This is a genomic window from Amycolatopsis sp. WAC 01375 (genome assembly GCF_003947325.1).
Classification (GTDB): domain Bacteria; phylum Actinomycetota; class Actinomycetes; order Mycobacteriales; family Pseudonocardiaceae; genus Amycolatopsis.
Genome location: NZ_QHHW01000056.1, coordinates 73,705 through 98,637, shown reverse-complemented (window position 1 = coordinate 98,637; position 24,933 = coordinate 73,705). Strand labels below are relative to the sequence as shown.

Sequence of the window (24,933 nt, the reverse complement as noted above, 5' to 3'; positions counted from 1 at the left end):
CCGGGAAGAGCCGGAGCAACAGGAGGCTTTGGTCCCGTCAGCGGCGAGGAAGGTTCTCACCGGGGACCACGGACACGGCGGCCGCCCGGTTCACCGCACGACGTGCTCGTACGCGGACTTCAAGGCGTCCACCGGACCCGGCGGCGCCACCAGCGGCCCTTTCGCCCAATCGCAGCCGAGTTCGTGCAGGACCTCCAGTTGCCGCGCGGTCTCGACCCCTTCGGCGACCACCACGAGGTCGACGGCGTGCGCCATCGCCATGATCCCGGCGACGATCGGCTCGGCGTCGCTCGACCTCCCGAGATCGGCGACGAACGACCGGTCGATCTCGACCACGTTCAGATCGAGGCGGCACAGCTGGGCGAGTGACGAATACCCGGCACCGAACCGTTCCGCGGTCACCCGCACCCCGGTCTTCCGCAGCGCGTCGACGGCGTCGGCCGCGTCCTTCAACGCCGTCTCGTCGACATCGAGGCTCAGGTCCTGCGGCACCAGCCCCGCATCTTCCAGCGTTGTCTGAACCACTTGCAGCAACGTGGGATCGCCCAGCTGGCGGACCGACAGGCTCACAGTCACATTACAGTGCACACCATGATCGGCACGCCATCGAGAGATCTCGCGGGCGGCCTTGGCGAGAACCTCCGCCCCGATGACCGTCAAAAGATCGCCGTCGTCGGCGATCTCGGCCAATTCCGCCGGATCGATCGGTCCCCGGACGGGGTGATTCCAACAGGACTTCGCCTTCACCGCGACCATGTCACCGGTCCGCAAATCGACGACGGGCTGATAAACGGTCTCGACCAGGCCGTCCGCGACGGCGTTCCGCAGATCCTGCTCCAAGGCGAAACGGTCCTGCACCCGTTTACGCATGATCGGCGTATAGAACGCATAACGGCCGGGTCCGAATGTCTTCGCCTGATACATCGCCAGATCGGCGTCTTCCAGCAATTCGTCGGCACTGCGGGTATCGCCGGGTTCGGCGATCACTATTCCAATACTCGTATTGATATGCAGTTCGCGGCCGTGCACGGTGAGCGATTCGGCGAGCCGTCGCTGAAGGTGATCGGCCAGCGCCCGCACTTCGGCGGCCTCGGTATAACCGGTGGTGATGACCAGGAACTCGTCCCCGCCGAGCCGTCCGACCAGGTCCGAGGCCCCAGCGGCGGCCCTCAGCCGGTCGCCGGCGATGCGCAGCACCTGGTCGCCGACGGTATGACCGAGCGAATCGTTGATGATCTTGAACTTGTCGAGATCGATGAACATCACGGTGGTCGTGCGCGCCGGATCGGCGATCGTGCGGCGCAGGCGGTCGAGCGCGAGCGTGCGGTTCGCGAGCCTGGTCAGCGGGTCGTGAGTGGCCTCGTAGGCCAGCCGTTCGCTGATCGCCCGCCGTTCGGTGATGTCGGCGAAGGACGTCAGCACCGAGGGCACGCTCTGGCCCGGCGCCATCAGCGGACCGGAGGTCAGCGAAAGCCACCGGTGCGCGCCGTCGCGCCGCCGGATCTGCAGGACCCGCCCGGTCTCGACCTTCCCGGACCGCCGCACCCGCGCGGACGGCAGGTCGTCGACGGGCACCGGGGCACCGTATTCGTCGTGCAGCCGCAGCGTCCGGCTCTCCAGGCCGACCAGTGCGCCCGCCGGAACACCGGCGATCCGGTGCGCGGCGGAGTTCGCCAGTTCGATCCGCCCGCTGGGGCCGACCAGCAGCACCCCCTCGTCGAGCGTTTCGACGACCGTGGCGAATTCGGCCTCTGCCCGGCGTTGCGCCGTCTCGTCGGCGCACAGCAGCACGTAACCGTCGAACATCTCGGCCGCGGAGACGCGCACCGCCAGCGCCGTGCCGTCGGCGCTGAAATGCGTCGCCTGCACGACACCGCCCGCGGCGACGACCTGCCGCGGACTCATCGGCGCGCCGACGACCTCGGCCACCGGGGCACCGATGACCTGGTCGAGGTCGTGTCCGTAGACGGCCTCGGCCGCCGGGTTCCAGCTCGTCACCAGGCCGTCGGGCGAGGTCGCGATGATCGCGTCGCTCGCGTGGCCGACCAGCGCGGCTTGAAACCGCAGGCCCGACTCGGCCGCCTTCTGCGTGGTCAGGTCGCGCATGATCACCTGGTACGCGGGTTTGCCCTCCCAGGTGGTGAGCACCGCCTGGGACTCGACGGTGACACCGCGGCCCTGAAGGGTCCGCAGTGTCATCTCGGTCGGTTCGCTGAACGAGCCGGGCGAGTCCATCGAACCGATCCGCGCCAGCAGCGCGTCCTGCGAGCCGGCGTCGACCAGATCCGTGATGTGCGTCCCGATGATCTCGGTCGACACCTTCGCCCCCACGAAGCGCATGGTGGCCGAGTTCACGAACACGACTTTGCCCCGTTGATGGACGCAGATCCCGTATGGGCTCGCTTCGACCATGGTGAGATATTGCGTTCCCAATGCGCCGCCGTCGGACTTTTGCTCCAAAAGGCGGTACCCCTTGCCGAGAAAGGCGAGCGCGGGTTCACCGCGGTGATCCCTCTCGGCGGACAACTCGGTCAGCAGACGGACGAGCGACGCGTGCCGCTCGGTTTTTCCCACCGTGCGGGTCGCGGTGCCGTTCGCTGGCGAGGAATCCTGATCCGAGGGCCGGTGGGTGTCGGGAGTCCCACCGTCGAGATCGTCAGGATCCATCTGATCCAAACCCCCTACTCGACTGATGTAGCTTCCGATTAGATCACTAAATCGACGTAGCCGTCCCCCTCGGACAGCTGATCGGTGCGGCCATTCCACCCCAGCGTTGACAGAATGTAGTTGAAGGGAAACACGTGCGGAGCAAAACAGACATCTGCGGCATCGGCGCCGTAACCGCCTACGGCTGGGGGCGCGAAGCACTGTGGGAGGGCCTCGCCGGCGGCGTCCCCTGCGCCCAATTCACCGACGGCTTCGGGGAAACCCCGGATCTGCCGGGCTGGGTCGCACACGTCCCCGAGGGCGGCAAAGCACGCGACGGCAGCCTGCACGCCCGCGCCCTGCTCGCCGCGGCACGGGAAGCGATCGCGGACGCCGGCGCACGAGGCTGGTCGCCAGGACGCCGCGTCGGCGTCATCTCCGGCGGCGTCCGCGAGGACCTGCGAACCTGGGACAGGCTCACCGAACTCGGCGAACAGCTCATGTACCGGCGCGAGTTCATCGGCATGATGCCCTCGACCCCGATCGCCACGCTGATGTCGGAGTTCGGCTTCCACGGCCCCTCGATGGCCACGTCCGCGATGTGCGCGACCGGCAGCGCCGCGGTGCTCACCGCGAAGATGTGGCTGGAGGCGGGAATGGCCGACGACGTCGTCGTGGTCACCACCGATCTGTCCGCGACCAGGCCGATGGTGCGCAATTTCGTGCACTGCGGGGTGGCGATCACCGACGTGCCCCCGCTGGAGGCGTGTCGCCCTTTCCAAGAGGGCACAAGGGGTTTCACCTTCTCCGAGGCCGCGGTCGCGGTGGTGCTGACCCAGCGGAAGACCGACGCGTACGCGACCCTGCGGGGCGGCGCCATGACCCACGAGGCGCACAACGCGATGGCGCTCGACCCCGATCCGACGAACGCGGTCGCGGCGGTGACCGGTGCGCTGGAGAACTCCGGCGCCGCGCCGTCGGACGTCCGCTACCTGAACGCGCACGGAACGGGTACGAAACTCTGCCACCGTACGGAATCCCGGATCCTCGAAGCGGTCTTTCCCGGTGAGACCGAGATCTACTCGATCAAACCGCTGACCGGGCACAGCCAGTCGGGCAGCGCGCTGACCGAGATCGCGGCGATCTGCCTCGCGGCGGAACGGGATCTGGTCCCGGCGCCGAAACCGGTGGCGGAGGGGCATCCGCGGCTGATGGACGGGCCCTCCCGGCCGGAGGGCGGGCTCACCGTGAAGACGTCGATCGGGATGGGCGGCTACGTCGCGGCTGTCGTACTGGAGACCAGCTAGCGAGCAATTCGATAACACACGGTCTCAACGTCGTCACGAACCGTCATTTACCGTGCTCCTGTGGTCGATACTCCTCGGTAGCGGAAAGCACTGAGCACGGAGGCGACCATGAGCCCGCGAACGGCATCCGACAACCTCGTCCACAACTACCTGTTCTTGCGGCGTGCCATAGGTTTCCTCGGGATCGGACTGCCCTTCGTGCTGATCTTCGGGAAGCTGGCCGTCGACGGCGGCGGCCTGCTCAACTCGATCAGCGGTTACTACTACTCGGGAATGCGCGACGTCTGGGTCGGCGTCATGTGCGCCATCGGCGTCTTCCTGTTGTCCTACCGGGGTTACGGCCGTGTCGACGACATCGCCGGGAACATCGCGGCGGTGGCCGCGGTCGGGGTGGCGCTCTTCCCCACCACCCCGTCGAACGGCGACCGCGTGGACGAGATCATCGGCATCCTGCACCTCGGTTTCGCCGCGGTCTTCTTCCTCACCTTGGCGTTCTTCTGCATCGTGCTGTTCACCAAGTCGGACAAGGAGATCCCCGGCGCCCGCAAACCCGAGCGGAACCGGCTCTACGTCGCCTCGGGCGTGGTCATGCTGGTGTGCCTGGCGCTGATCGTGCTGTGCGGCCTCGTCTTCGACGCGGAGACCAGGTCCCTGTATCCGGCGCTGTGGCTGGAGTCGGTGGCGATCCTCGCGTTCGGCGTGGCGTGGCTCACCAAGGGCGGGACGCTGCTGCCGGACAAGACGGCGGTGGCGGGGACGCGGGTGACGGCCTGACCTGTGCCGATCAAGGTAAAGGAACCTTTATCCTCGGCCGGGTCGTTGAGGCCTTATGACCGATCGCATCGCATTCCAGCTCGGCCGCCGCGATCTGCTCGTGGTCGCCGGGATTCCCGGGGCGGGCAAGACCACCCTGCTGTCCCGGGCGGCGACCGGCGCGATACCGGTGCTCGATTCCGACCAGGTCCGCGCGCGGCTGCGGGAACGGCTGCCGGCCGTGCTGCCGTACCGGTGCTACCGGCCGCTGGTCCACCTGTGGCATCGCGCGCGGGTCGTCCGGTTCGCGCTGGCCGACGGCGGCCCGCTCGTCGTGCACGAGCCGTCGACCCGCGCGACCACCCGCGGACTGCTGGCCCTGCTCGGCCTGCTGAGCCGCCGTCCCGTCCGGTTGCTGTGGCTCGACGTCGATCCGGAGGTCGCCCGCGCGGGCCAGGTCGCGCGCGGGCGGGTCATCCGGCGGCACTCGTTCGCCCGCCACGTCAAGAGGGCCGAGAAGGTACGACGTGAACTGCGTGCCGGCTGGGTCCCGGCAGGCTGGCACGGCGCGCGGATGGTGACCAGGGAGGTCACCGGGGCGCTGCGGTTCGTCACCGAGGAGGAGCCCGGAAGAGACCGCTCAGGCGACGTCCTGCTCCTCCGCGTCGAGCGGCCCAAGGCACCCGCGGTCCGCGCGGGCTAGCGGTTCCGGCTCGGGCTCCTCCACAGGGCCGGGACGGTTCGGATGCGGGTTCAACGGCGTCCAGCGAATGCGTACCGGCATCGTCGTTCGTCCTTCCACTCCGCGAAGACCCTCTTGCACTGATACGGACGCGACGAGCGATCGGTTCAGATCCCCACGTAGTTCTCGGCGAAGAAGTGTTGGTGCGCACGGGAAACCCGCAGGCTCTCCAGCCGCGCGTCCCGCAGGGCCCGCTGGAAGACCGCCTCGTCGTCGTATCCCGCCGGACCATGCAGGAGATTGATCATCCAGAGCGAGAACTCCTGCGCGCGCCAGATCCGCGGCAGGCAGTCGGCGGAGTACCGCTCGAGTGCCGTCGTGTCGCTCCCGGCATGGGCTTCGATCAACGCGGCCGCGAGGATCTCGGCCTCCATCAGCGCGAGATTCGCGCCTTTCGCCGCGGCGGGACTGATCAGGCTCGCCGCGTCCCCCGCGAGGAACAGCTTTCCCCGCTGGATCGTGTCCATCACCCGCGAAGCCATGTCGACGATCCGGCGTTCGATGATGGCGCCGCGTTTGAGCTCGCCGTAGCGATCGGCACGCATCCGCAGGTGCAGTTCGTCCCAGATCCGGTCGTCCGGCCAGTTCTCCGGATCCTCGCCGCGCGGGACTTCGAGGTAGTAACGCGTCACCGTCGACGTCCTCGCCATATGCCCGGCGAATCCGCGTTCGTGAATGGCGTAACCGATCGCGGACATGCTCGGCGGTGCTTCGGCGAGGATCGCGAGCCACGAAATGTCGTGGTCCCGCCGGAAGACCCGCGCGGGCACGGATCTCAGCGAGACACCGCGCCTGCCGTCGCAGCCCGCGATGTACTTGGCACGCACCAGAAGATCATCGGCGATGACCGTCGCGTCCATCCCCGACACCGAGGCCGCCTCGGTGCCGAACCTGATCTCCCCGCCGCGGGCGAGGAACTCGGCGATCAAGTCGGTGACCAGGAACTGTTGCGGGTAAACGGTGTGCACCTCACCGTTCCCGAGTTCGCTGTACTTGAGCTCGAATTCGGCTTGATCATTACGGAACGCGCAGGTGTCGTGCCGGACACCGTTCCTGAGCAGCCCGCCGGCGAGCCCGTTCTCAGTGAGCACACGGACGCTGTTCGCGGCCAGAAACCCCGCCCTGGCCCGGGTTTCCACATGTTCCCGGCTTTGCCGTTCGAGGATCAGGCAGTCGATTCCGGCCGCCCTCAAAAGATTCCCCAGCACCAGTCCGGCCGGACCCGCCCCCACGATCACTACGTCGGCATCGATCTTTCCCACGAAAGCCCCCAGTACCTTCGCCCTCCCCCAGCGCGGTCCAAGGTACACAAAACGGGGTGCCGTCGTCGGCGTTCAGTCCTTCTTGGCACGCGAACGTGCCCGGCGTTTCCCTTCGTGCATCGCCACGACTCGCGCGATGGGGATCGTGTGCCCCTGTTCGACGAGATCCGCGGGCAGCGTCTGCGGCGCGGGCATCGACCCGGCCCACGGATCCTTGTCCGCCAGGAGACCGGGCGCCGTGTAGACGGTGAAATCGGCGGGGACCACGTTCTCGAGGTCGTCCCAGGCCACCGGGAACGAAACCGTCAGCCCCGGACGCAACCGCGGGCTGTACGCCGCGGCGACCGTGTTACCGCCCGCCCGCGTCGAATCGAGGAACACCTTTCCCTCGCGGTCTTCGACGATATACGCGGTCGTCGCGAGAGACGGGTCGACCTGCTCCGCGCGAGCGGAGAGCGCGCGGGTCGCGGCGGCGACGTCTTCGAAGCCTTGCCCCTGCGTCAGCGGGACGAAGATGTGCACTCCCTTGGAACCACTGGTCTTCACCGCCCCGGCGAGGCCGCAGTCGTCGAGGGCCTGGCGCACCAGCCACGCGGCCTTCACGACGTGCGCGAAATCGTCGCCGGCGGGCGGGTCGAGGTCCAGTACGAGATGGGTCGGACCCGCGTCGGCGTCCGTGGTCATCAGCGTCGGGTGGTATTCGACGGCGCGCTGGTTCGCGAACCACAGCAGGGTGCGGCGGTCGTCGCACAGGGCGTACGACACCTGCCGTTTCGACGTCTCCGCCCAGATCTCGGAGCGCTTCACCCAGTCGGGCGTGTACTTGGGCAGATTCTTCTGCATGAACGGGTCCTGGCCACGCAGGATGCGGATCACCGAAAGCGGCCGGTGCGCCAAAACGGGGAGGATGCGGTCCGCGACGGCGTCCAGGTAGTCCACCAGGTCGCGTTTCGTCGCGCCCTCGAACAACGGCTGATCGAGATTGGTCAGCTTGACCCCGTCGCGTTCGTCATCGCTCATGGGGTGAGCCTGACATAAAAGCCTCGTGAGCGGTAAGGACGGTTCTGACCCAAGGGCGGCTTAGGCCGCGTCCTGTAAGTATCGCCTGGCGTGCTGACCTGCTGAAAGACAGCGGGGGACCTTTGGTATCGCGGGAGGGGTGTGTGGATATAGGGACGTTGAGTGTCCCTATATCCACACACCCCTCACTCGCTGCCAGGGCCATCGGTGACCGTGTGGATTTTGGTGCGTTGGATGACCCGAAATCCACACGGTCACCGCGCAAGAGAGCAAGGGACCTTTGCTCTCGCCTCCGGGTCAGTTCCCCCGGCCCGCCCACAGCGTCGCCCGGTAGACGGATCGCCCGTGTCGTCAAGGACCGCCTGGGCGCGAAGACCGCGAACATGACTTGCAGGACACGGCCTGGTTCCAACGTGGTTCCGGCCGCGGTTGATCTCAGGCTCGGTCCGCGAAGGACTCCAGACAGGCACTCACGTAAATGATCGCGGTCGTGGAGATGTCGTGAAGGGCCCCTTTGAGACGATGAACGTCTCAAAGGGGCCCTTCACGACACAAGATCCTCGCGTTTCGTGAGCGGTAAGGACGGTTGGAACCGTCCTTACCGCTCACGAGACCCGGCACCTAGCCGATGTTGGCGTCGATGCAGGCGTAGAACGCGTTAGCCGTGTCGTAGACGTTCCAGCGGGCGAGGATCTTGTGCCGCCCGCTCTGCTGCAGGTTCACACTGTGGGTGACCGTGGCGCCCGGCTGCGCGCCGTTGTCGTTGAAGCTGGCGACCTTGGCGCCGTCGACGAAGTACTCCCACGTGCTGGTGCGGTGGCGAGCCGTCAGCGTCCACCGGAACGTGGTGGTACGGCCGAGGGAATGCACCTTCCAGCCCTTGCTGTCGTCGTTGAGATCCGCGAAACGGCCGACACCGCCGTTACAGCTCATGAGCCCCTTGGGGCCCTCGACGCTTTGCGGTTCCCATTTGATGGAGCCACAGGAAACGGTGTTCTGGGCGCATTGCGCCTGCCTGCTCGCAGGCGAGGAAACATAGCCGTGTGCGTTGGCGGTGCCCGCCGGGATCGCGACCAGCGCCGCCGGCACCATCGCCGCACCCGCCGCCAGGGTCAAAAGCCGTCGTTTGAAGCTCATGCCTACCCCTTTCCCATCTCTGCACCCACCGCCTGCCCGGTCGGGAAAGTCCGCGGACTCGAGGTTCTTGGGCCACGGAGGGCGAAAACCACTGAAGGTTGGGACACATCCGCCAAAGCGCCGAGCAGGCGAATGTGGTCTAGACCATAATTGGTTCAGACGACTCGGTCAAGAGTAACCAACCGGCCGCTTGGAGTCGTGAAGATCGAACAGGGGTTGTCAAGCCGGAGGATCAGCCGGCACCCAAACAGACGAACGGTCGCCGGAACGGGTCAACGGCGATGGTGTCCGCCAAGGCCGTCGCCGGTCCGGCCCCTTCGGCCAGTCCGCGGTGGTAGTCGTCCATCGCGGCAGCCGCGGCCTCGTCACCGACTCGGCTCAACGGCGCGATCACCGTCCGCGAACCGCTCGCGAGCAACGCGCTGGCGAAACCGAGCACCTCGTCGCCAGGCCGGATCCGGTTCAACGCCAGTTCGCACGCCGCGAAGACGACTTGCGACGGCGGCTGCGCGAGCCCGGCCATCTCGTGCGCGAAAAGTGTCCCGTCGGCCAGTTCGAGCCGGGAGAACAAGGCGTTCTCGGGCTCGTGCGCGCCGTGCGCGGCGATGTGCGCGAGCTTCGCGCCGTCCAGCGCGCACAACACCGACGCCACGGTCGCGTCGGGTCCGGCCAAGGTGTGCGCGGTCCGGTAATGCGTGGCGAGTTTGTCCAGCTCACCCCTGTTCCCGACCAGGCCGGGACCGCGGACGAGGACGACCTTCCGCGCGCGCGACACCGTCGAGCGCTCCGCGCCCAGCCACGCCGTCGCCGACGGCGCGACGACGATCGGCCGCGACCGCAGCGCCGGCAGCACCCCCCAGGGAACGGCGAACAACGGTCCGGTCGGCACGACGACAAGGCCCCGGTCACCGAGCAGGTGTTCCAGTGGCCGGATCAGCTGGACGTCGAGTCGTTCGGCCTGTTTCCGCGCCGAACCGAGCACCGACTGGACCAGTGGAGCGGGCAGCCGATCCGGTGCGAGGGCGTCGAGATCGACGTTCAACATGCGTGCGGACTCCGCCGCCCGCTCCGCCGAGCCGAGCCGCACCAGTTCGCATCGCCCCTCGACGACGACCATCGCCACCAGGTCGTCCCCCGAGGACGCGAAACTCACCAACGCGCGCTCGCCCAGCTCGTCGGCGACCTCGGCGAGCCGCGCGACCGGCCGCGGCCTGCCCCAGCGCCCCGTATGCCAGCCGAGCCGATGCGCCTCACGCAACCGCTCCGCGTGCTTCGCGCGCAACGCCGACGTCGGATGCCCGTCGTGCAGCGCCTGGTGGATGGCCTGATCGAGCCCCCGCACCTCACCGACCCGCTCGGCGAGCTCCGGGTCGCTCGCCACAACTGGTTCGTACCGGTAACTTTGCGCGCGTGTCCGCTCCGTCCAGCTGAACAGCCGGGCCGCGTCGGCACGCTCCAGCACGATCTTGACGGCGAGATCCGCCAGCTCCCTGCCGTGCAACGCCGTCCCGGACACCAGCTCCAGGCCGCCCATCCGGTCGCGGACCCGGTCGAGTTCGGTGAGCCCGGCCCGGATCTCCGCCAGCGCCCTGGTCTTGTCACCCTCGGCCACCGCGAGTTCCGCACGGCAAAGCCTGCGCAACATCCGATAATCGACGGAGGTCAACCGCCCCGGACGCGGAATCCGCTCGAGCAGCTCGGCGGCGCGTTTGCGTTTCCCCTTCCGCAGCTCGACCCGGACGGCCAGCATCCGAGCCAGCGCCGCCTGATCGGCGAGCCGCGGCATCGGCATCCCGTTCGCCGCACGCAACGCGCGCGAGGTCAGGCTGGACGGGATTTCGTTGGTGCGCAAGGCATCCTGCACGTCGGCGCGAAGGCCGACGATGGTCGCGTTGGCGACACAGGTCTGACAGCCCCAGCGCAGCGTTCGCCGCCGGGCCGAACCGGCGTAGGTCCGCGCGAGCTCCAGGTCGTCGGTCATCAGCGCCGCGGACGCGCGGAACAGCTCCACCCCACCCAGATCCCTGGTGATGCTCCGCTGTTCCAGCATCACCGGCAGGATCTCGTCGAGATGGGCCCCGGCCTCCTCGGCGAGGCCCGCCGTCAACAACGCTTCGGCCCGCTCCCACCTCAGCAGCGACGGGATCTCCAGGTCGAGCGATCGGTAGATCCGCTCGCTCTCGTCGTAAAGCCGCAACGCGGCGGGCACGTTCCCGACGCGGAGTTCCAGCGTGCCCAGCGGGCGGCGGACGTCCGCGGCCTGGACTCGCAGGCCGTTCCGTTCGGCGAGGTCCACGGCGCTGGCGAGGTCGCGCCTGGCCCGGCGGATGTCGCCGAACCGCGTGTAAGCGAGTCCCCGGGTGGTCAGCGTGCCCAGATACGGGTCGAGCAACGCCGCCGGATCCTTTTCCATGGCGAGGATGGCCTCTTTGTGCGCCAGGGAGGAGTCGAAATACGCCGTGCTTTCCTCGTTCCGCCCCACCGCCATGAGCAGAAGTCCGTAATTGTGGTCGAGCTGGCCGCGCAATTCCGCGTAAAGGCGGGGTTCGTCCACCGCTTTGAGCAACAGGCGGACGTCGTCGAGGCCGGCGAGGCCCGAGGCCACGCCTCCGCTGGTCTCGGAGCCCACGGTCGCGATACTGGAGGCCAGCCGGATCCGGGTGGCCAGCCATTCGTGCCGCATCCGTTCGGCGACCGGATGGATCGAATCGAGTAAGGCCATCCCCCGGCGGAGCAGGAGAATGCCTTCGCGCTGGCGGGCCGAACACGCGGCATCGATGCCGGCACGCTGGAGTTCGCGCGCCTTGCGAATGACCTCGCCTTGATCGAGCTGTGTTACCACCACTGTTCTATGACAGCACACTCCGTAGCCGAGAGTCGCCCGCCACCGGTTCGAACCCGGGTGACGGGCGAAACCTCTTCAGCCAGGAGCGCTGGTCAGGGAGTGGGCGGCGGCGTCTGAGCGCATCCGCCCGGGCAGTCCCGGACTCGCTCGTTCTGATGCACGCAGTCCGCGGTGTGCTGGTGTTCTCCCTGGTCGGGCGCGGGCTGAGCCGGGTCTAGCGGCTCCTCCTCGCCGATGGGGTCCTTGACGTCGGTAGGCGTCGACATTGGGCGATCTCCTCCCCTGATGATCTTTCTTTGTCGTACCAGGCAGCCCCATTACGGCGGCCCCCTCCGTTCGCGGGCCCTCTTCCTGCGAACGGGGCAATAGTGCCACAACGGAGCAGTGATCGGGAGTTTTTACCTACACTGAGTCATCGGCGGCACCCATAAGAGGGACGCCTGGTTAGCAAGCCTTACGACTTCTGTCGAATGGCCTATCAAGGCTCGCGCCGCCTTCCGCAACGGCGGCGAACCGGCGACATCTCACTGCGCCATCCGGCCTAAGATCCAAAACTTCTTGCGGCACAAGGGTTTTCGGCCGAGAACGCGGGGGAACCCATGGCCCGTCGGGGGTTGACCGGCAGAAATCCGGAGGAGATAACGATGCCCACGTGGTTGGTCATCATCATCGTCATCGCCGCGATCCTGATACTGGGAGCGGTGGCCTGGTTCGTCGTCGCGGGACAACGCAAGCGTCGCTTGCAGGAGACGTTCGGGCCCGAGTACGACCGGGCCGTCAAGGAACACGAGAACCCTCGAGAAGCGGAACGTGAGCTCACGTCGCGGGTGAAACGCCATTCGGATCTCGACATCCGCCCGCTGCCCAAGTCCACAAAGGACCGATACGCGCAGGAATGGGCGCTGATCCAGGAACAGTTCGTCGACCGCCCGTCCGGCGCCGTCGTCGAGGCGGACCGGGTACTGGTCTCCTTGATGGCCGAGCGCGGCTACCCGACCGAGGGATACGAGCAGCAGGTCGCGGATCTGTCCGTCCGGCACGCGAACGCGTTGCGGCACTACCGCGCCGGGCACGACACGCTGGAGCGCCATCGGGAATCGGAGATGTCCACAGAGGACATGCGTGAAGCGATGAAGCACTACCGCGAAGTGTTCGAAGATCTGTTGACAGACGCCGGCGAAGGAGCGGAAAGCCATGGAACGCAGGCCACTGGAAGCCGAGGGAACGGAACGGCCCGACGAGGAACGGATCGCTGACGGTCGCGACGGCTACACCGGGCAGGCCTTGAGCACCGAGGACCTGGTGGCCACCGATTCCGGACGCAACAACGATTCCGGACGAACCGGCGAAGACGAGGCGCAGACGTTGTTCGACAACGTCGACGTGGACCGGTTCCGCGAAAGCTGGCAGGACATCCAGACGGCCTTTGTGGACGATCCGCGGCGGGCGGTCAAGGAGGCCGACGAACTCGTCGCCGTCGTGATCCAGAATCTAGCCACGACCTTCGCGGACCACAAGAAGGAACTGGAATCGGCGTGGAGTCAGGGTGAACCGGCCACCGAAGACCTCCGGATCGCGCTGCGACGTTACCGGTCGTTCTTCAACCAGTTGCTGAGCTCGTAACCAAAAGCTCGTGAGTGGTTCGGTGCGTTCTGGCTGCCGAAGGTCCGTGAAGGCCTCCTTGAGGGACTCTGGGTCCCTCAAGGAGGCCTTCACGGACTGGTGAGCGCCAAGACTCGCGAGCCTTACGCGCCGGTGGTCGACCCCGGCCGCACGATCATCAATACCGTCACCACGACCCAGAGCAGATTGAACATCCCGGTGTACATCGCCACCCGCCCCGCCGTGAGCGGTTCCGAGGGCGGCTCGGCGTCCAGCGCGACGAGGATCGCGTTCTGCCCCGGCAGGACCAGCAACGCCAGCACACCGGCGGCCGCGGCGGTGAGCACGATCGACACGATCACCCACAGGTCGCCGAAGACCCGCATGCTGCCCGCCGTCGCCAGCCCGAAGAACGGCACCGCCACCCCGAAGACGGCGTAGACCCGGCAGATCCGGTTGAGCGCGCGCAGCACCGACAGTCCGGAACCCGGTTCGGCGAACGCCTTCCGCGCGGCGGCGGGGAACATGCTCGCCGCGACGGTGACCGGACCGACCGCGATGACGGCGGCGAGCACGTGGAGAATCAAGAGGACTTTGGACACGCGACCGAGCCTATGATCGTCAACCCGGCCTCCGATAGCGGTGTTTTCGACGGATATCGCAGGATTCCGGCCACGCACTACGTCCGACGACGTACGCCGGGTGCCGCCTGGGAACGGATGTGCCGAGGGCCTCCCACGGGACACCATTCGTCACCATGAACCTTCCCGTGGACACCGATGAACTCACGAAACGGTACGGCGAGCACCTCGCCGTCGACCGGATGAAACTGACCGTCCTGCCCGGCGAGGTCTACGGCTTCCTCGGCCCGAATGGAGCGGGCAAGACGACGACGTTGCGGATGCTGCTGGGCCTCGTCCGGCCGACCTCCGGCGGCGTGCGGCTGTTCGGCAGGCCGCCCGGGGATCTCGACGGGGTCGGCGCGCTGATCGAATCGCCCGGCTTCTACCCGTACCTGTCCGGTTCGGACAATCTCAAGGTGCTCGCCCGCTACAGCGGAACGGATCCGCTTCGCGTCGGCGAGGTGCTCGCGATGGTCGACCTCGCCGATCGCGGCAAGGACCGGTACTCGACCTACTCCCTCGGCATGAAGCAGCGGCTGGGGGTCGCGGCGGCGCTGCTGAAGGATCCGCGGCTGCTGATCCTCGACGAGCCGACCAACGGGCTGGACCCGGCCGGGATGGCCGACATGCGCGTGCTGATCCGGCGGCTCGGCGCGGAAGGCTGCACCGTGCTGCTGTCGAGTCATCTGCTGGGCGAGGTCCAGCAGATCTGCGACCGCGTCGGCGTCGTCTCGCGCGGGCGGCTGGTCGCGGAGAACACCGTCGCCGAACTCCGCGGCGGCACGGTGCTGCATATCGAGACCGACGACAACCAGCACGCCGCCGACCTGGTGCGGCGCCGGATCGGCGCGGAGAACGTGCGCGCGAGCGGGACAGGGCTCGATCTGACCGTGGACCCGGAACGCGCGTCGTGGCTGAACCGCGAACTCGTCACGGAAGGGATCGCGGTGCGCGAACTGCATGTCCGCGAACGCGATCTGGAACAGGTGTTCTTCGAACTCACCGGAGAGGTGGCGGATCATGTGGGGTAGCTGCACCGCCGAGCTGGCGAAACTCGTCCGGCGGCCGGCGAACTGGTTCATGCTGGGGATCGCGGTCGTGCTCGGCCTGACCTTCACCTATCTGCTGCCGCTCGCGGGCGCGGCGGGTTCGTCGAGCGGGGCGCCGGGTACGGATCGCGGGCTGGCCGCGACGGCGCCGTCGAATCTGGTCGGCAACGCGATCGGCGGGCTGCCGGTGTTCCTCGGGGCGATCCTGCTGGTGCTCGGCGTGCTGGCCGTCGGCACCGAATACGGCTGGGGCACGTGGAAAACCGTGCTGACACAAGGGCCTTCGCGCCTGACCGTCTACAGTGGAAAGTTGTTCGCGCTGGCCGTCGCGGCACTGACCGTCGTGCTGACGAGCTTCGCCACCGGCGCGGTCACCAGCGCGCTCATCGCCTCCTCGGAAGGCGAGCCGATGAACTGGCCGTCGCCTGGCGAGATCGTCACCGGGATCGGGGCGGGCTGGCTGATCGCGATGACCTGGACGGCCCTCGGCGCGGCGCTCGCCATCGCGATGCGCGGGGTGGCGCTGCCGATCGGGCTCGGCCTGGTGTGGCTGCTGGTGGTCCAGAACCTGCTGTTCGGCGTCGCGGCCCCGCTGGTGGACTGGGTCGGCACGCTCCAGCTGGCGTTGCCGGGAGCCAACGCCGGTTCGCTGGCCGCGTCGCTCGGCGCTTCGGGCGCGACGCCGGGAATCGGGGAACTCGTCGGCGTCTCCCAGGCGACGCTGGTGGTGGCCGGCTATCTGGTGGTCTTCGCCGGTCTCGGCGGCTGGCTGCTGCGGCGCCGGGATGTCCTCTGAACGCGCGTGAAGGCCCCCTTCCCTCGGCTGAGCCGCGGGAAGGGGCCTTCACGCGGGATCAGGCGAGGGCGTCGAGGTCGGCGATGACGTCCGCGGGCAGTTCCAGCTTCGCGGCGGCGACGTTCTCGCGCAGGTGCTGCAGCGAAGACGTGCCCGGGATCAGCAGGATGTTCGGCGACCGCCGCAGCAGCCACGCGAGCGCGACCTGCATCGGCGTCGCGTCGACCCGGCGGGCGCAGTCGTCGAGCACACCGGACTGCAACGGCGTGAATCCACCGAGCGGGAAGTACGGCACGAACGGGACGCTGATCGCCGCGAGGGCGTCGAGCAGGCCGTCGTTGGCGCGGTTCGCGACGTTGTACTCGTTCTGCACGCAGACGACCGGCGCGATGGCCCGGGCCTCCTTGACCTGCTCCGCCGAGACGTGGCTCAGACCGAGATGCCGGATCAGGCCCTGCTGCCGCAACTCGGCCAGCACCTCGAACGGCTCCGTGATCGAGACCGGGATCGGGAACACGCCGTGCTCCCCCGCGAGCCGCAGGTTGACGACGTCGAGCACGTCGACGCCGAGGTTGCGCAGGTTGTCGTGGACCGCGGAGGTCAGCTCCTCCCGCGAGAGCGCCGAAGGCCAGCCCTTGTCCGGAGTCCGCTTCGCGCCGACCTTCGTGACGATGTGCAGCTCGTCCGGGTACGGGTGCAGTGCCTCGCGGATCAGCTCGTTGGTCGTGTGCGGGCCGTAGAAGTCGCTGGTGTCGATATGGGTCACGCCCAGCTCGACCGCCTCGCGGAGGACGGCGATCGCGGTTTCGCGGTCGCTCGGCGGCCCCCAGATGCCGGGGCCGGACAGCCGCATGGCGCCGTAGCCCATCCGGCTCACGGTGAGATCGCCGAGGGTGAGGGTGCCGCCTGGGCTCATGATCGCTCCTTGTGCAAGTGGGTTCGGCTCACCTTATGCAGGTCCGGCCGCCCCGGCGCGTGCGGGAAGGGAGCAAGGGACCTTTGCTATCGCCCGGGGCCCTGACCTGCGCGAACGACGAGGCCGACCAGCTGGTTGGCCAGCCCTTCGGTCAGCCCGTCGACGAACATGTCGTGGCCGGCGGGCGCTCCGCGTTCGGCCAGGACCGTCGCCACTGCCTCGCCTGGGTTCGCGTACGGCCACAGTCCCGCGACGAGGATGAAGACCGCCTTCGCGAAGTGTCCGGCCGCTTCGGCGTCCAACGGGACCCGATCGCGGACGACGTCGGCGAGCCGTTCGGTCCGTTCACCCGCCCGGGTCTTGAACGCCCTGGCGGTCTCCACGGAGATGTTGCGTTCGAGCACGGCGGCCATCGTGCTGATCAGCTCGCACAGCAGGCGTTGCCGCGAGAGCGACTTCGCGATGACGGTCGCGACGCGCACTTCGCGCTCGTACCCCGGCTTCGCGGCGTCAGGCGCGCCTAGCTCGCCTTCGAGCTCGTCGAGCCACGCGACCCAGATCGAGTCGAGGACTTCCAGGAAGATGGCCTCGCGGCTGTCGAAGTACCGCAGCACATTCGACTTCGCCAGGCCGACCCGATCGCTCAGCTCCCGCAAACTGATCCGGGACACGGGCCGCTCGGCCAGTAACTCGCGCGCCACTCCGAGGATCGCCGCGCGCCGGGCCTCGACCTGTTCCGGCCGCCGCGCGCGCTGGAATTCGGGGGCCACGCGCCGCACCGTACCAGACCACCCGGCTGTTATTCGGCCTTCGCGGCCCTCCTGGCCTGCACCCGCTTGTAACTCCAGATCAGCAACGCGAACAGGATGAGCCCGGAGAGAATCAGACTCGAACCGGTGCTCCAGCCGCCGAGCGGCAGCCCGGGCACGAGCCCCCAGACGACCCCCGCGGCCAGCAGGCCCAGCCCGGCCAGCACCGAACCCGCGATGCGCAGCGGCGACGAAACACTGTCCTCGGCCGCCTTCATCGCCCTGTCGCGGATCGGATCGACGTACTTCTCCACCACGGGGAACTCCGAGGCCAGCACCAGCAGACCCGCTAGCACCAGCAGCAGACCCGGCCCGGGCAGCACGAGTAGCGCGATACCGACCAGCAGGAGAATTCCGCCCGCGATCAGGATCAGGACCTGCTTCACGGGTTTTCCGATGCCCACCGTCGTCTCCTCGCCTTCGCCTTTCCTTCGATTGTGCCGGTCGGGCCGGAAACGCGCTGGTCCTGGCATGGTCTGTTTCTGACGAACCCGTTCGTCGGGGTGATGAACAGTTCAGCCCAAGGAGGACCGATGCGCTACATGTTGCTGATCTGCGGAAGCCCGTACCCCGGCGCGGACGAGAGCGACGAACCGATGGACGAAAAGACGCAGGCGTGGGTCGACGAGATGACCGCTCGCGGGGTCCGGCTGTCCGGCAGCAGGCTCCGTTCGGCGGCCACCGCGACCACCGTCCGGCGCCGCGACGGCGAACTGCTCGTCTCGGACGGGCCGTTCGCGGAGACGAAGGAACAGATCCTCGGCTACGACCTGATCGAGTGCGCCGATCTCGACGAGGCGATCGAGATCGTCTCGACGCATCCGGTCGCCGAGTTCGCGACCATCGAGATCCGGCCGATCTGGCAGACCCCCTGAAGCGCGTGAAGGCCCCCTTCCCTCGGCTGAGCCGAGGGAAGGGGGCCTTCACTCGCTGATGTTGCTCCCGACCTGCGAAGTGATAGCAAAGGTCCCTTGCTCACTCCCCCGCGCGCAGCAGCTGCTCGAACGGCACGAACCCGCTGTCCGGAGCCAAGGCCGTCCCCTCCGACGACAGCCGCGAAGCCAGCTCCCGCCCCGCCCGCGAAGCCCGCGTGTCGAGATCCCCCGGAGACGCCCAGTCCGACGAAGCCGCGTACACCGCCGTCGCGACAGGCTCGGCGCGAAGGTAAGCGAAGAGCGGACGCAGCGCGAAGTCGAGCACCAGCGAGTGCCGTTCGGTTCCGCCGGTGGCTCCGATCAGCACCGGTTTCCCGTCGAGCGCCTTCTGGTCCAGCACGTCGAAGAACGACTTGAACAGTCCGCTGTACGACGCGGTGAACACCGGCGTCACGGCGATCAGGCCGTCCGCGGCGGTCACCGTGTCGATGGCCGCGCGCAGGGCAGGCGAAGGGAATCCGGTCAGCATGTTCTTCGTGACGTCGATGGCCAGGTCGCGGAGTTCGATCACCTCGATCTCCGCGTCCGGCAGCGCGGTGGAAACCGCCGCGGCGAGTTTGTCCGCGAGCAGCCGGGTCGAAGACGGCTGGCTCAGTCCCGCGGTCACGACAGCGATCGTCGTCATGCCAAAACCCCCGAAGAAAGCGAAGCGTGCGTAGGCGCTTCGGGCACATGAGAAGGACGAAGTGAGTCAAGTTCCTTGCGCAGCACCGGAATCACGTGCTCGCCGAGCAGATCGAGCTGTTCCAGCACGGTCTTCAACGGCAGTCCGGCGTGGTCCATCAGGAACAGCTGACGCTGGTAGTCGCCGAAGTGCTCGCGGAAGGTCAGCGTCTTGTCGATCACCTCTTGCGGGCTCCCGACGGTCAGCGGCGTCTGCTCGGTGAACTCCTCCAGCGACGGCCCGTGCCCGTACACCGGCGCGTTGTCGAAGTACGGCCGGAACTCCCGCACCGCGTCCTGCGACTTCGGCCGCAGGAACACCTGGCCGCCGAGCCCGACGATGGCCTGGTCCGCCTTGCCGTGCCCGTAGTGCTCGTACCGCTCGCGGTACAGGTCGATCAGCGACTGGAAGTGCTCCTTCGGCCAGAAGATGTGGTTCGCGAAGAACCCGTCGCCGTAGTAGGCGGCCTGCTCCGCGATCTCCGGGCTGCGGATCGAGCCGTGCCACACGAACGGCGGGACACCGTCGAGCGGCCTCGGGGTCGAGGTGAACTCCTGCAGCGGCGTCCGGAACTTGCCGGACCAGCTGACCACGTCCTCGCGCCACAACCGGTGCAGCAGGTGGTAGTTCTCGATGGCCAGCGGAATGCCCTGGCGGATGTCCTGCCCGAACCACGGGTACACCGGGCCGGTGTTGCCGCGCCCCATCATCAGGTCGACGCGGCCGTCGGCGAGATGCTGCAGCATCGCGAAGTCCTCGGCGATCTTCACCGGGTCGTTCGTGGTGATCAGCGTGGTCGAGGTGGAAAGAATGATCTTCGACGTCTGCGCGGCGATGTAGCCGAGCATCGTCGTAGGCGAAGAAGGCACGAAGGGCGGGTTGTGGTGCTCGCCGGTCGCGAAGACGTCGAGGCCGACTTCTTCGGCCTTGAGCGCGATGCGCACCATCGCCTTGATCCGCTCGTACTCGCTGGGCGCCTCCCCGGTGGTCGGGTCGGTCGTCACATCGCCCACCGTGAAGATTCCGAACTGCATGACCTGCTCCCTGGGCCGGGGTTACGTTGCTTGAGCGTTCAACCTCACGCGCGCAAGAAGTATTCCAGACCATCGGCGCGAGCTGAAAGGGTGACTTGATCGGCCGGGAAAGTGGCCGCACTCACACTCGAATCCATGTGGCTCACTTCCCTGCTTGTGACAACGTTGACATTCGCTCTCACGCCGGCCGCCACCACTCCCGAACCCACCGTCGCGGCGACGATCTGCGCCAAGTACTGCGACAGCCGCGACCCGGCATTGGCCGTCGGCGAAAGAAGACCCGGCACCGCGACGGTCTGGGGCCGCGGCATCACGCTGCATCTCTCGGACGGCGACAACATGGGCTGGGGCAGCATCGGCAACGGTGACCCCGGCGACGAGGTCTGGCTCGACCGTTCCTTCGACGGCGGCCGCACCTGGGCAGGCGACAGCCGGATCGGTGACACGAAGATCCCCGCCGGTCAACGCGGCTGGCGGACCCTGATGTTCAACGTCGACGACCCCGCCACCCACCGTTTCGGTGCCCTTCGCGCCTGCGGGAAGGCGAGCAACCGGCCGGAAATCGCCTGCACACCGTGGTTCCGCACCACGGTCGCCGCGCACGACCGCGCCGAAGCGGCGGCGACCGCGCTCATGCAGTTCTACGACAACAGCACCGGCCTCTGGCAGACCACGGGCTGGTGGAACTCGGCCAACGCGCTCACCGCGATCCTCGACTACAGCACCCGCACCGGTTCGCCGAACTACCGCTACGCCATCGCCAACACCTTCGACCGCAATCGTGGCAACAACTTCACGAACGAATACATCGACGACACCGGCTGGTGGGCGCTCGCCTGGATCCGCGCCTACGACCTGACCAAGGACCGCCGCTACCTCGACACCGCCGTCATCGCGGCGAACTACATGTACTCCTACCGCGACGGGACCTGCGGCGGCGGTCTCTGGTGGTCGACGGCGAAGACGTACAAGAACGCCGTCACCAACGAGTTGTACGTCAAGGTGGCCGCGTCACTGCACAACCGGCTCCCCGGCGACACCGTCCAGCTCGCACGGGCACGCGAGGTCTGGGACTGGTTCCGCGCGAGCGGCATGATCAACGGCGCCGACCTGATCAACGACGGGCTGAACTCCTCCTGCGCCAACAACGGGCAGGCCGTCTGGAGTTACAACCAGGGCATCGTCCTCGGCGCGCTGGTCGAACTGAACCGTGCCACCGGTGACGCCGCCCTGCTCACCCGTGCCCGCCGGCTCTCGGACGCCTCCACCACGACGTCGCTGCTGCACGCGAACGGGATCCTGCGCGACCCGTGCGAGTCCGGCGACTGCGGCGCCGACGGGCCGTCGTTCAAGGGCGCGTACGCCAGGGGGCTCGGCGAGCTCGACCGGGCCCTCTCCGGCAGGCCGTACCGCGCTTACCTGACCCGGCAGGCGAACTCGACGATCGCGAACAACCGCACGTCGCTCGATCAGCACGGCCTGCGCTGGGCCGGGCCGGTCGACAAGATCGACGCCGCCCGTCAGCACAGCGCGCTGGAGGTCCTCACGGCAGCTCTCTGAGCACCGGATCCGGAACATGCAGCCAGGCGCGGACCTCGGTCTCCTTCTCGTGCACGAGCACCTGCCGGTAACTCATCGTGTCGAGACCGGGGCCGCCCTGGTCCTGGACGTCCTCGTGGAAACGGTCGGAGACGAGCACCACCACGGGTGACTCGTCCGGCGCCGCGGCGAGCGCGTCCCGCAGCACCCGCGAATCGAGCAGCCGGGCGAGCAGCACCTTCGGGCGTCCCGTCACGCCGTACTCGTCGAGCGCGATCTCGCCGGCGTGGATGGCCACCCGCACCCGGATCCGCAGGCCGGGCTCGGTGACCACGTTGTACCTGGCCAGTTCCGCGGTCAGCCGGGAAACCAGCGGGTACACCAGGCGGAACTTCGGGAAATGCGGTGGGACCACGACGATCATGCCGTCCCCGGTGTCGCGTTTCAGGCAGGCGTCCCAGGCGATCCCGCTGGCCTCGAAGGCGGTGGAGAGCAGGCCGAAGAGCATCCGCCGGACCTGCACGAAGATCTCGCTGCTGCGCCCGACCTGGCCGAATCCGGCGATGTCGATCGAGAACAGCCCGCAGTGCATACCGGACTCGACCCACGCCGTCGGCGGCGGATAGAGGATCTTGTTCCGCAACAGCGCGAGGTGTACGCAGGTCCCGGTGATGAACAGGATCGTGCCGAAGAGCCAGGCGAACGACAGCATCGCCTCCGACTCGCCCTCCGTCGCCGCCCGCTCGAGCAGGAACGTCATCCCGACGGCGACACCGCCATAGCCCAGCACGAACAGCCAGAGAACCGCGCGCCGCAACCGGATCGCGGCATGCGCGACCGGTATCAACGCGAGCATGCCGAACGACCCGACGACCACCACGAAATACCAGAGACTCACGACGCGCTGTACGGTCGAGACGCGTGTGGGACCGACTCCGACGGTCACCTTGTTCCCCCCGTCACCCTGTGACACCGGGAACGATAACGCCTCATCCACGCCGCTAGGAAGCTGCTTTCCCCACCCGTGACCCGGCCACCGGGACGGCGTGATCCGCCACACCGGGGGCTCGGGAGGACGAAGCTGTCGGAGGGGACGGATATCCTCCAGTACGGTGTCGCGTTGAACACCACCTCCACGAGCTAGTTCGCGAGCCATGACTCCAGGAGAAGTACCCAGTGACTGCTGAGACCCTGTACGGGGCCGACGACCTGACGCATCTCGAGGGTCTGGAAGCGGTCCGCAAGCGCCCCGGGATGTACATCGGCTCCACCGACAGCCGAGGCATCAACCACCTGTTCTCCGAGGTCGTGGACAACTCGACCGACGAGGGTGTGGCCGGTCACGCCACGAAGATCGTGGTCACCCTGCACGCCGACGGCAGCGTCCAGGTCGACGACGACGGCCGCGGCATCCCCACCGGCACCCACGCCAAATCCGGTCTGTCCGGTGTCGAGCTGGTGCTGACGAGGCTGCACGCCGGCGGCAAGTTCGGCGGCTCGGGCTACAAGACCTCCGGTGGCCTGCACGGTGTCGGCGCTTCGGCGGTGAACGCGCTGTCGCACCGCTTCGACGTCACGGTGAAGCAAGAGGGCAAGGTCCACCAGATGTCGTTCGCGCACGGCGTCCCCGGTGTGTTCGACGGACCCGGCCCGAAGGCCAAGTTCACCCGCAAGTCCGGGCTCAACGTCACCGGGAAGATGAAACGCGGCGAGCGCTCGGGCACGTCGATCCGGTACTGGTACGACTCGCGCTACTTCGAGACCGGCTCTTCGCTCGACGTCGAGGGTGTCCGCGCGAAGATGCGCAACACCGCCTTCCTGGTCCCCGGCGTCACCTATGTACTGCGCACCGCCGTCGACGATTCGATCAGCGAAGAGACCTTCCACTTCCCGAACGGCCTCGCCGACATGGTCGACTTCCTCGCCCCGGACAGCGAGAAACCCGTCTGCGGCACGCTGATCATCAACGGCGAGGGCACGTACAAGGAGAACGCGGCCGACGCCAACGGTGTCATGCAGTCCAATGTGGTGCGTCACGCGGAGATCGAGGTCGCGCTGCGCTGGGGCACCGGCTACGAGCGCACGGTGGAGTGCTTCACCAACACCATCCGCAACGTGCACGGCGGCACACATCGCCGCGGTTTCGACCGCGCGGTGCTGAAAGCCTTGCAGGACGCCATTTCCAAAACCCGCGGGCTGCTCAAACCCAAGGAGGACATGCCGACCGTCGAGGACGTCCTCGAAGGGATGACGGCGGTCGTCCACGTCCGGCTGCCGGAGCCGCAGTTCACCTCGCAGACCAAGGACGAGCTGTCCACCGCCGGGATCACCCGCGTCATCCAGGGCGTCGTCGACAAGCACATCCGGTCCTGGACCGAGGAGCGCAAGACCAAGTCCGAGGCGAAGGTCGTGCTGCAGAAGGTGGTCGACGCGGCACGCGTCCGGCTCACCCAGAAGCAGCAGAAGGACGCCGCCCGGCGCAAGACCGCGCTCGAAGGCGCTGCCATGCCGCCGAAGCTGGTCGACTGCCGCACCACCGGCGTCTCCCGCAGTGAGCTGTTCCTCGTCGAGGGTGACAGCGCGCTCGGTTCGGCGCGGATGGCACGCGTCTCCGAGTATCAGGCGCTGCTTCCCTTGCGCGGCAAGATCCTCAACGTCCAGAAGGCATCGCTCGGCGACACCTTGAAGAACGCCGAGATCGCCTCGATCGTGCAGGTGCTCGGCGCGGGCAGCGGGCGCACGTTCGACCTGTCGACCATGCGCTACGGCCGGGTGATCCTGATGGCCGACGCGGACGTCGACGGTTCGCATATCCGGACACTGCTGATCACGCTGTTCGCCAAGTACATGCGGCCGGTGATCGAGGACGGCAGGCTCTACGCCGCGATGCCGCCGCTGCACAAACTGGTCACCAAGGGCCGCAACCCGGAAACCCATTTCACCTTCAGCCAGAAGGAGATGGAGACCAAGTTCGCGGAGCTGGAGCGGGCGGGCAAGCAGATCGTCACGCCGGTGCCGCGGTTCAAGGGTCTCGGCGAGATGGACGCCGACGAACTGTGGGACACCACGATGAACCCCGCCACCCGCTCGGTCCGCCGCATCACCCTCGACGACGCCGAAGCCGCGGAGAACGCGCTCGAACTGTTGATGGGCGAGAAGGTCGAACCCCGCCGCAACTGGCTCGTCGAGTCCTCCGACCGGGTCGACCGCGACGCCATTGACGCCTGATTTCGTTGCTATTCAAGGAGCTTTGA

At 67.6% G+C, this 24,933-nt stretch carries 22 protein-coding genes; 10 read left to right on the top strand and 12 right to left on the bottom strand.

What is annotated here, in order from left to right; translation table 11 throughout:
* Nucleotides 1–90: 90 nt before the first annotated feature.
* On the bottom strand, nt 91–2,667 hold the full coding sequence (locus tag DL991_RS38520) for a bifunctional diguanylate cyclase/phosphodiesterase (RefSeq protein WP_125789265.1): 2,577 nt from the start codon (nt 2,665–2,667) through the stop codon (nt 91–93).
* 134 nt (nt 2,668–2,801) lie between these two features.
* On the opposite strand from DL991_RS38520, the gene DL991_RS38515 reads away from it, so the two are divergent.
* From DL991_RS38515 to DL991_RS38505, 3 genes are all read left to right on the top strand, one after another.
* The gene (locus DL991_RS38515) at nt 2,802–3,953 is read left to right on the top strand and encodes a beta-ketoacyl synthase N-terminal-like domain-containing protein (protein WP_125789264.1); all 1,152 of its coding nucleotides are present in this window, start codon (nt 2,802–2,804) and stop codon (nt 3,951–3,953) included.
* A 108-nt stretch (nt 3,954–4,061) separates the two neighbouring features.
* Nucleotides 4,062–4,727 (top strand): DUF998 domain-containing protein, encoded by a 666-nt coding sequence (locus DL991_RS38510; protein WP_125789263.1) that lies wholly within the window; start codon nt 4,062–4,064, stop codon nt 4,725–4,727.
* 55 nt (nt 4,728–4,782) lie between these two features.
* Nucleotides 4,783–5,409: an AAA family ATPase gene (locus DL991_RS38505; RefSeq protein ID WP_125789262.1), complete on the top strand. Its 627-nt coding sequence runs from the start codon at nt 4,783–4,785 to the stop codon at nt 5,407–5,409.
* A gap of 146 nt (nt 5,410–5,555) precedes the next feature.
* Here DL991_RS38505 and DL991_RS38500 read toward each other — a convergent pair whose 3' ends face one another.
* From DL991_RS38500 to DL991_RS38485, 4 genes are all read right to left on the bottom strand, one after another.
* Nucleotides 5,556–6,710: a 4-hydroxybenzoate 3-monooxygenase gene (locus tag DL991_RS38500; RefSeq protein WP_125789261.1), complete on the bottom strand. Its 1,155-nt coding sequence runs from the start codon at nt 6,708–6,710 to the stop codon at nt 5,556–5,558.
* A 72-nt stretch (nt 6,711–6,782) separates the two neighbouring features.
* Nucleotides 6,783–7,730 carry a non-homologous end-joining DNA ligase gene (gene ligD / locus DL991_RS38495; RefSeq protein ID WP_125789260.1) on the bottom strand — a complete coding sequence of 316 codons (948 nt, stop codon included), beginning with the start codon at nt 7,728–7,730 and terminating at the stop codon, nt 6,783–6,785.
* Between the two features lie 621 nt (nt 7,731–8,351).
* Nucleotides 8,352–8,867 carry a lytic polysaccharide monooxygenase auxiliary activity family 9 protein gene (locus tag DL991_RS38490; RefSeq protein ID WP_125789259.1) on the bottom strand — a complete coding sequence of 172 codons (516 nt, stop codon included), beginning with the start codon at nt 8,865–8,867 and terminating at the stop codon, nt 8,352–8,354.
* Between the two features lie 232 nt (nt 8,868–9,099).
* Nucleotides 9,100–11,712 (bottom strand): CHAT domain-containing protein, encoded by a 2,613-nt coding sequence (locus tag DL991_RS38485; protein WP_125789258.1) that lies wholly within the window; start codon nt 11,710–11,712, stop codon nt 9,100–9,102.
* Between the two features lie 644 nt (nt 11,713–12,356).
* Here DL991_RS38485 and DL991_RS38480 point away from each other — a divergent pair.
* Complete coding sequence (locus tag DL991_RS38480; protein ID WP_125789257.1) at nt 12,357–12,968, top strand: hypothetical protein; 612 nt, start codon at nt 12,357–12,359, stop codon at nt 12,966–12,968.
* A complete protein-coding gene (locus DL991_RS38475) occupies nt 12,907–13,335 on the top strand; it encodes a hypothetical protein (RefSeq protein ID WP_125789256.1) in 429 nt (142 codons plus the stop codon). The genes DL991_RS38480 and DL991_RS38475 overlap by 62 nt, the downstream gene beginning before the upstream one ends.
* A gap of 122 nt (nt 13,336–13,457) precedes the next feature.
* Here DL991_RS38475 and DL991_RS38470 read toward each other — a convergent pair whose 3' ends face one another.
* Nucleotides 13,458–13,916 (bottom strand): hypothetical protein, encoded by a 459-nt coding sequence (locus tag DL991_RS38470; RefSeq protein ID WP_125789255.1) that lies wholly within the window; start codon nt 13,914–13,916, stop codon nt 13,458–13,460.
* A gap of 155 nt (nt 13,917–14,071) precedes the next feature.
* Here DL991_RS38470 and DL991_RS38465 point away from each other — a divergent pair, with 155 nt between their 5' ends.
* Nucleotides 14,072–14,968: an ABC transporter ATP-binding protein gene (locus DL991_RS38465; RefSeq protein ID WP_125789254.1), complete on the top strand. Its 897-nt coding sequence runs from the start codon at nt 14,072–14,074 to the stop codon at nt 14,966–14,968.
* Entirely contained in the window at nt 14,958–15,782 is an 825-nt protein-coding gene (locus DL991_RS38460; RefSeq protein ID WP_125789253.1) for an ABC transporter permease, read from the top strand. Before DL991_RS38465 ends, DL991_RS38460 begins: the two co-directional genes overlap by 11 nt.
* A gap of 58 nt (nt 15,783–15,840) precedes the next feature.
* On the opposite strand, the gene DL991_RS38455 is transcribed toward DL991_RS38460, so the two are convergent.
* The 3 genes from DL991_RS38455 to DL991_RS38445 all read right to left on the bottom strand — a co-directional run bounded on the left by DL991_RS38455 (nt 15,841) and on the right by DL991_RS38445 (nt 17,911).
* Nucleotides 15,841–16,698, bottom strand: coding sequence for an oxidoreductase (locus DL991_RS38455; protein WP_125789252.1), 858 nt, complete (start codon nt 16,696–16,698; stop codon nt 15,841–15,843).
* A gap of 86 nt (nt 16,699–16,784) precedes the next feature.
* A complete protein-coding gene (locus DL991_RS38450; protein ID WP_233599248.1) occupies nt 16,785–17,477 on the bottom strand; it encodes a TetR/AcrR family transcriptional regulator in 693 nt (230 codons plus the stop codon).
* 20 nt (nt 17,478–17,497) lie between these two features.
* A complete protein-coding gene (locus DL991_RS38445; RefSeq protein ID WP_125789250.1) occupies nt 17,498–17,911 on the bottom strand; it encodes a PGPGW domain-containing protein in 414 nt (137 codons plus the stop codon).
* Nucleotides 17,912–18,040: 129 nt separating this feature from the next.
* Between DL991_RS38445 and DL991_RS38440 the strand changes: the two genes are divergently transcribed.
* Nucleotides 18,041–18,382 carry a YciI family protein gene (locus DL991_RS38440; protein ID WP_125789249.1) on the top strand — a complete coding sequence of 114 codons (342 nt, stop codon included), beginning with the start codon at nt 18,041–18,043 and terminating at the stop codon, nt 18,380–18,382.
* Between the two features lie 100 nt (nt 18,383–18,482).
* Here DL991_RS38440 and DL991_RS38435 read toward each other — a convergent pair whose 3' ends face one another.
* The gene (locus DL991_RS38435) at nt 18,483–19,067 is read right to left on the bottom strand and encodes an FMN reductase (protein ID WP_125789248.1); all 585 of its coding nucleotides are present in this window, start codon (nt 19,065–19,067) and stop codon (nt 18,483–18,485) included.
* Nucleotides 19,064–20,140 (bottom strand): LLM class flavin-dependent oxidoreductase, encoded by a 1,077-nt coding sequence (locus DL991_RS38430; RefSeq protein WP_125789247.1) that lies wholly within the window; start codon nt 20,138–20,140, stop codon nt 19,064–19,066. Before DL991_RS38430 ends, DL991_RS38435 begins: the two co-directional genes overlap by 4 nt.
* 135 nt (nt 20,141–20,275) lie before the next feature.
* Between DL991_RS38430 and DL991_RS38425 the strand changes: the two genes are divergently transcribed.
* Nucleotides 20,276–21,700, top strand: a complete 1,425-nt coding sequence (locus DL991_RS38425; RefSeq protein ID WP_125789246.1) for a glycoside hydrolase family 76 protein — start codon at nt 20,276–20,278, stop codon at nt 21,698–21,700.
* Here the strand turns inward: DL991_RS38425 and DL991_RS38420 are convergent.
* Entirely contained in the window at nt 21,684–22,577 is an 894-nt protein-coding gene (locus DL991_RS38420; protein ID WP_233599247.1) for a hypothetical protein, read from the bottom strand. The two genes, DL991_RS38425 and DL991_RS38420, sit on opposite strands and share 17 nt — an antisense overlap.
* 278 nt (nt 22,578–22,855) lie before the next feature.
* On the opposite strand from DL991_RS38420, the gene DL991_RS38415 reads away from it, so the two are divergent.
* The gene (locus tag DL991_RS38415) at nt 22,856–24,907 is read left to right on the top strand and encodes a type IIA DNA topoisomerase subunit B (RefSeq protein WP_125789244.1); all 2,052 of its coding nucleotides are present in this window, start codon (nt 22,856–22,858) and stop codon (nt 24,905–24,907) included.
* Nucleotides 24,908–24,933: the final 26 nt, after the last annotated feature.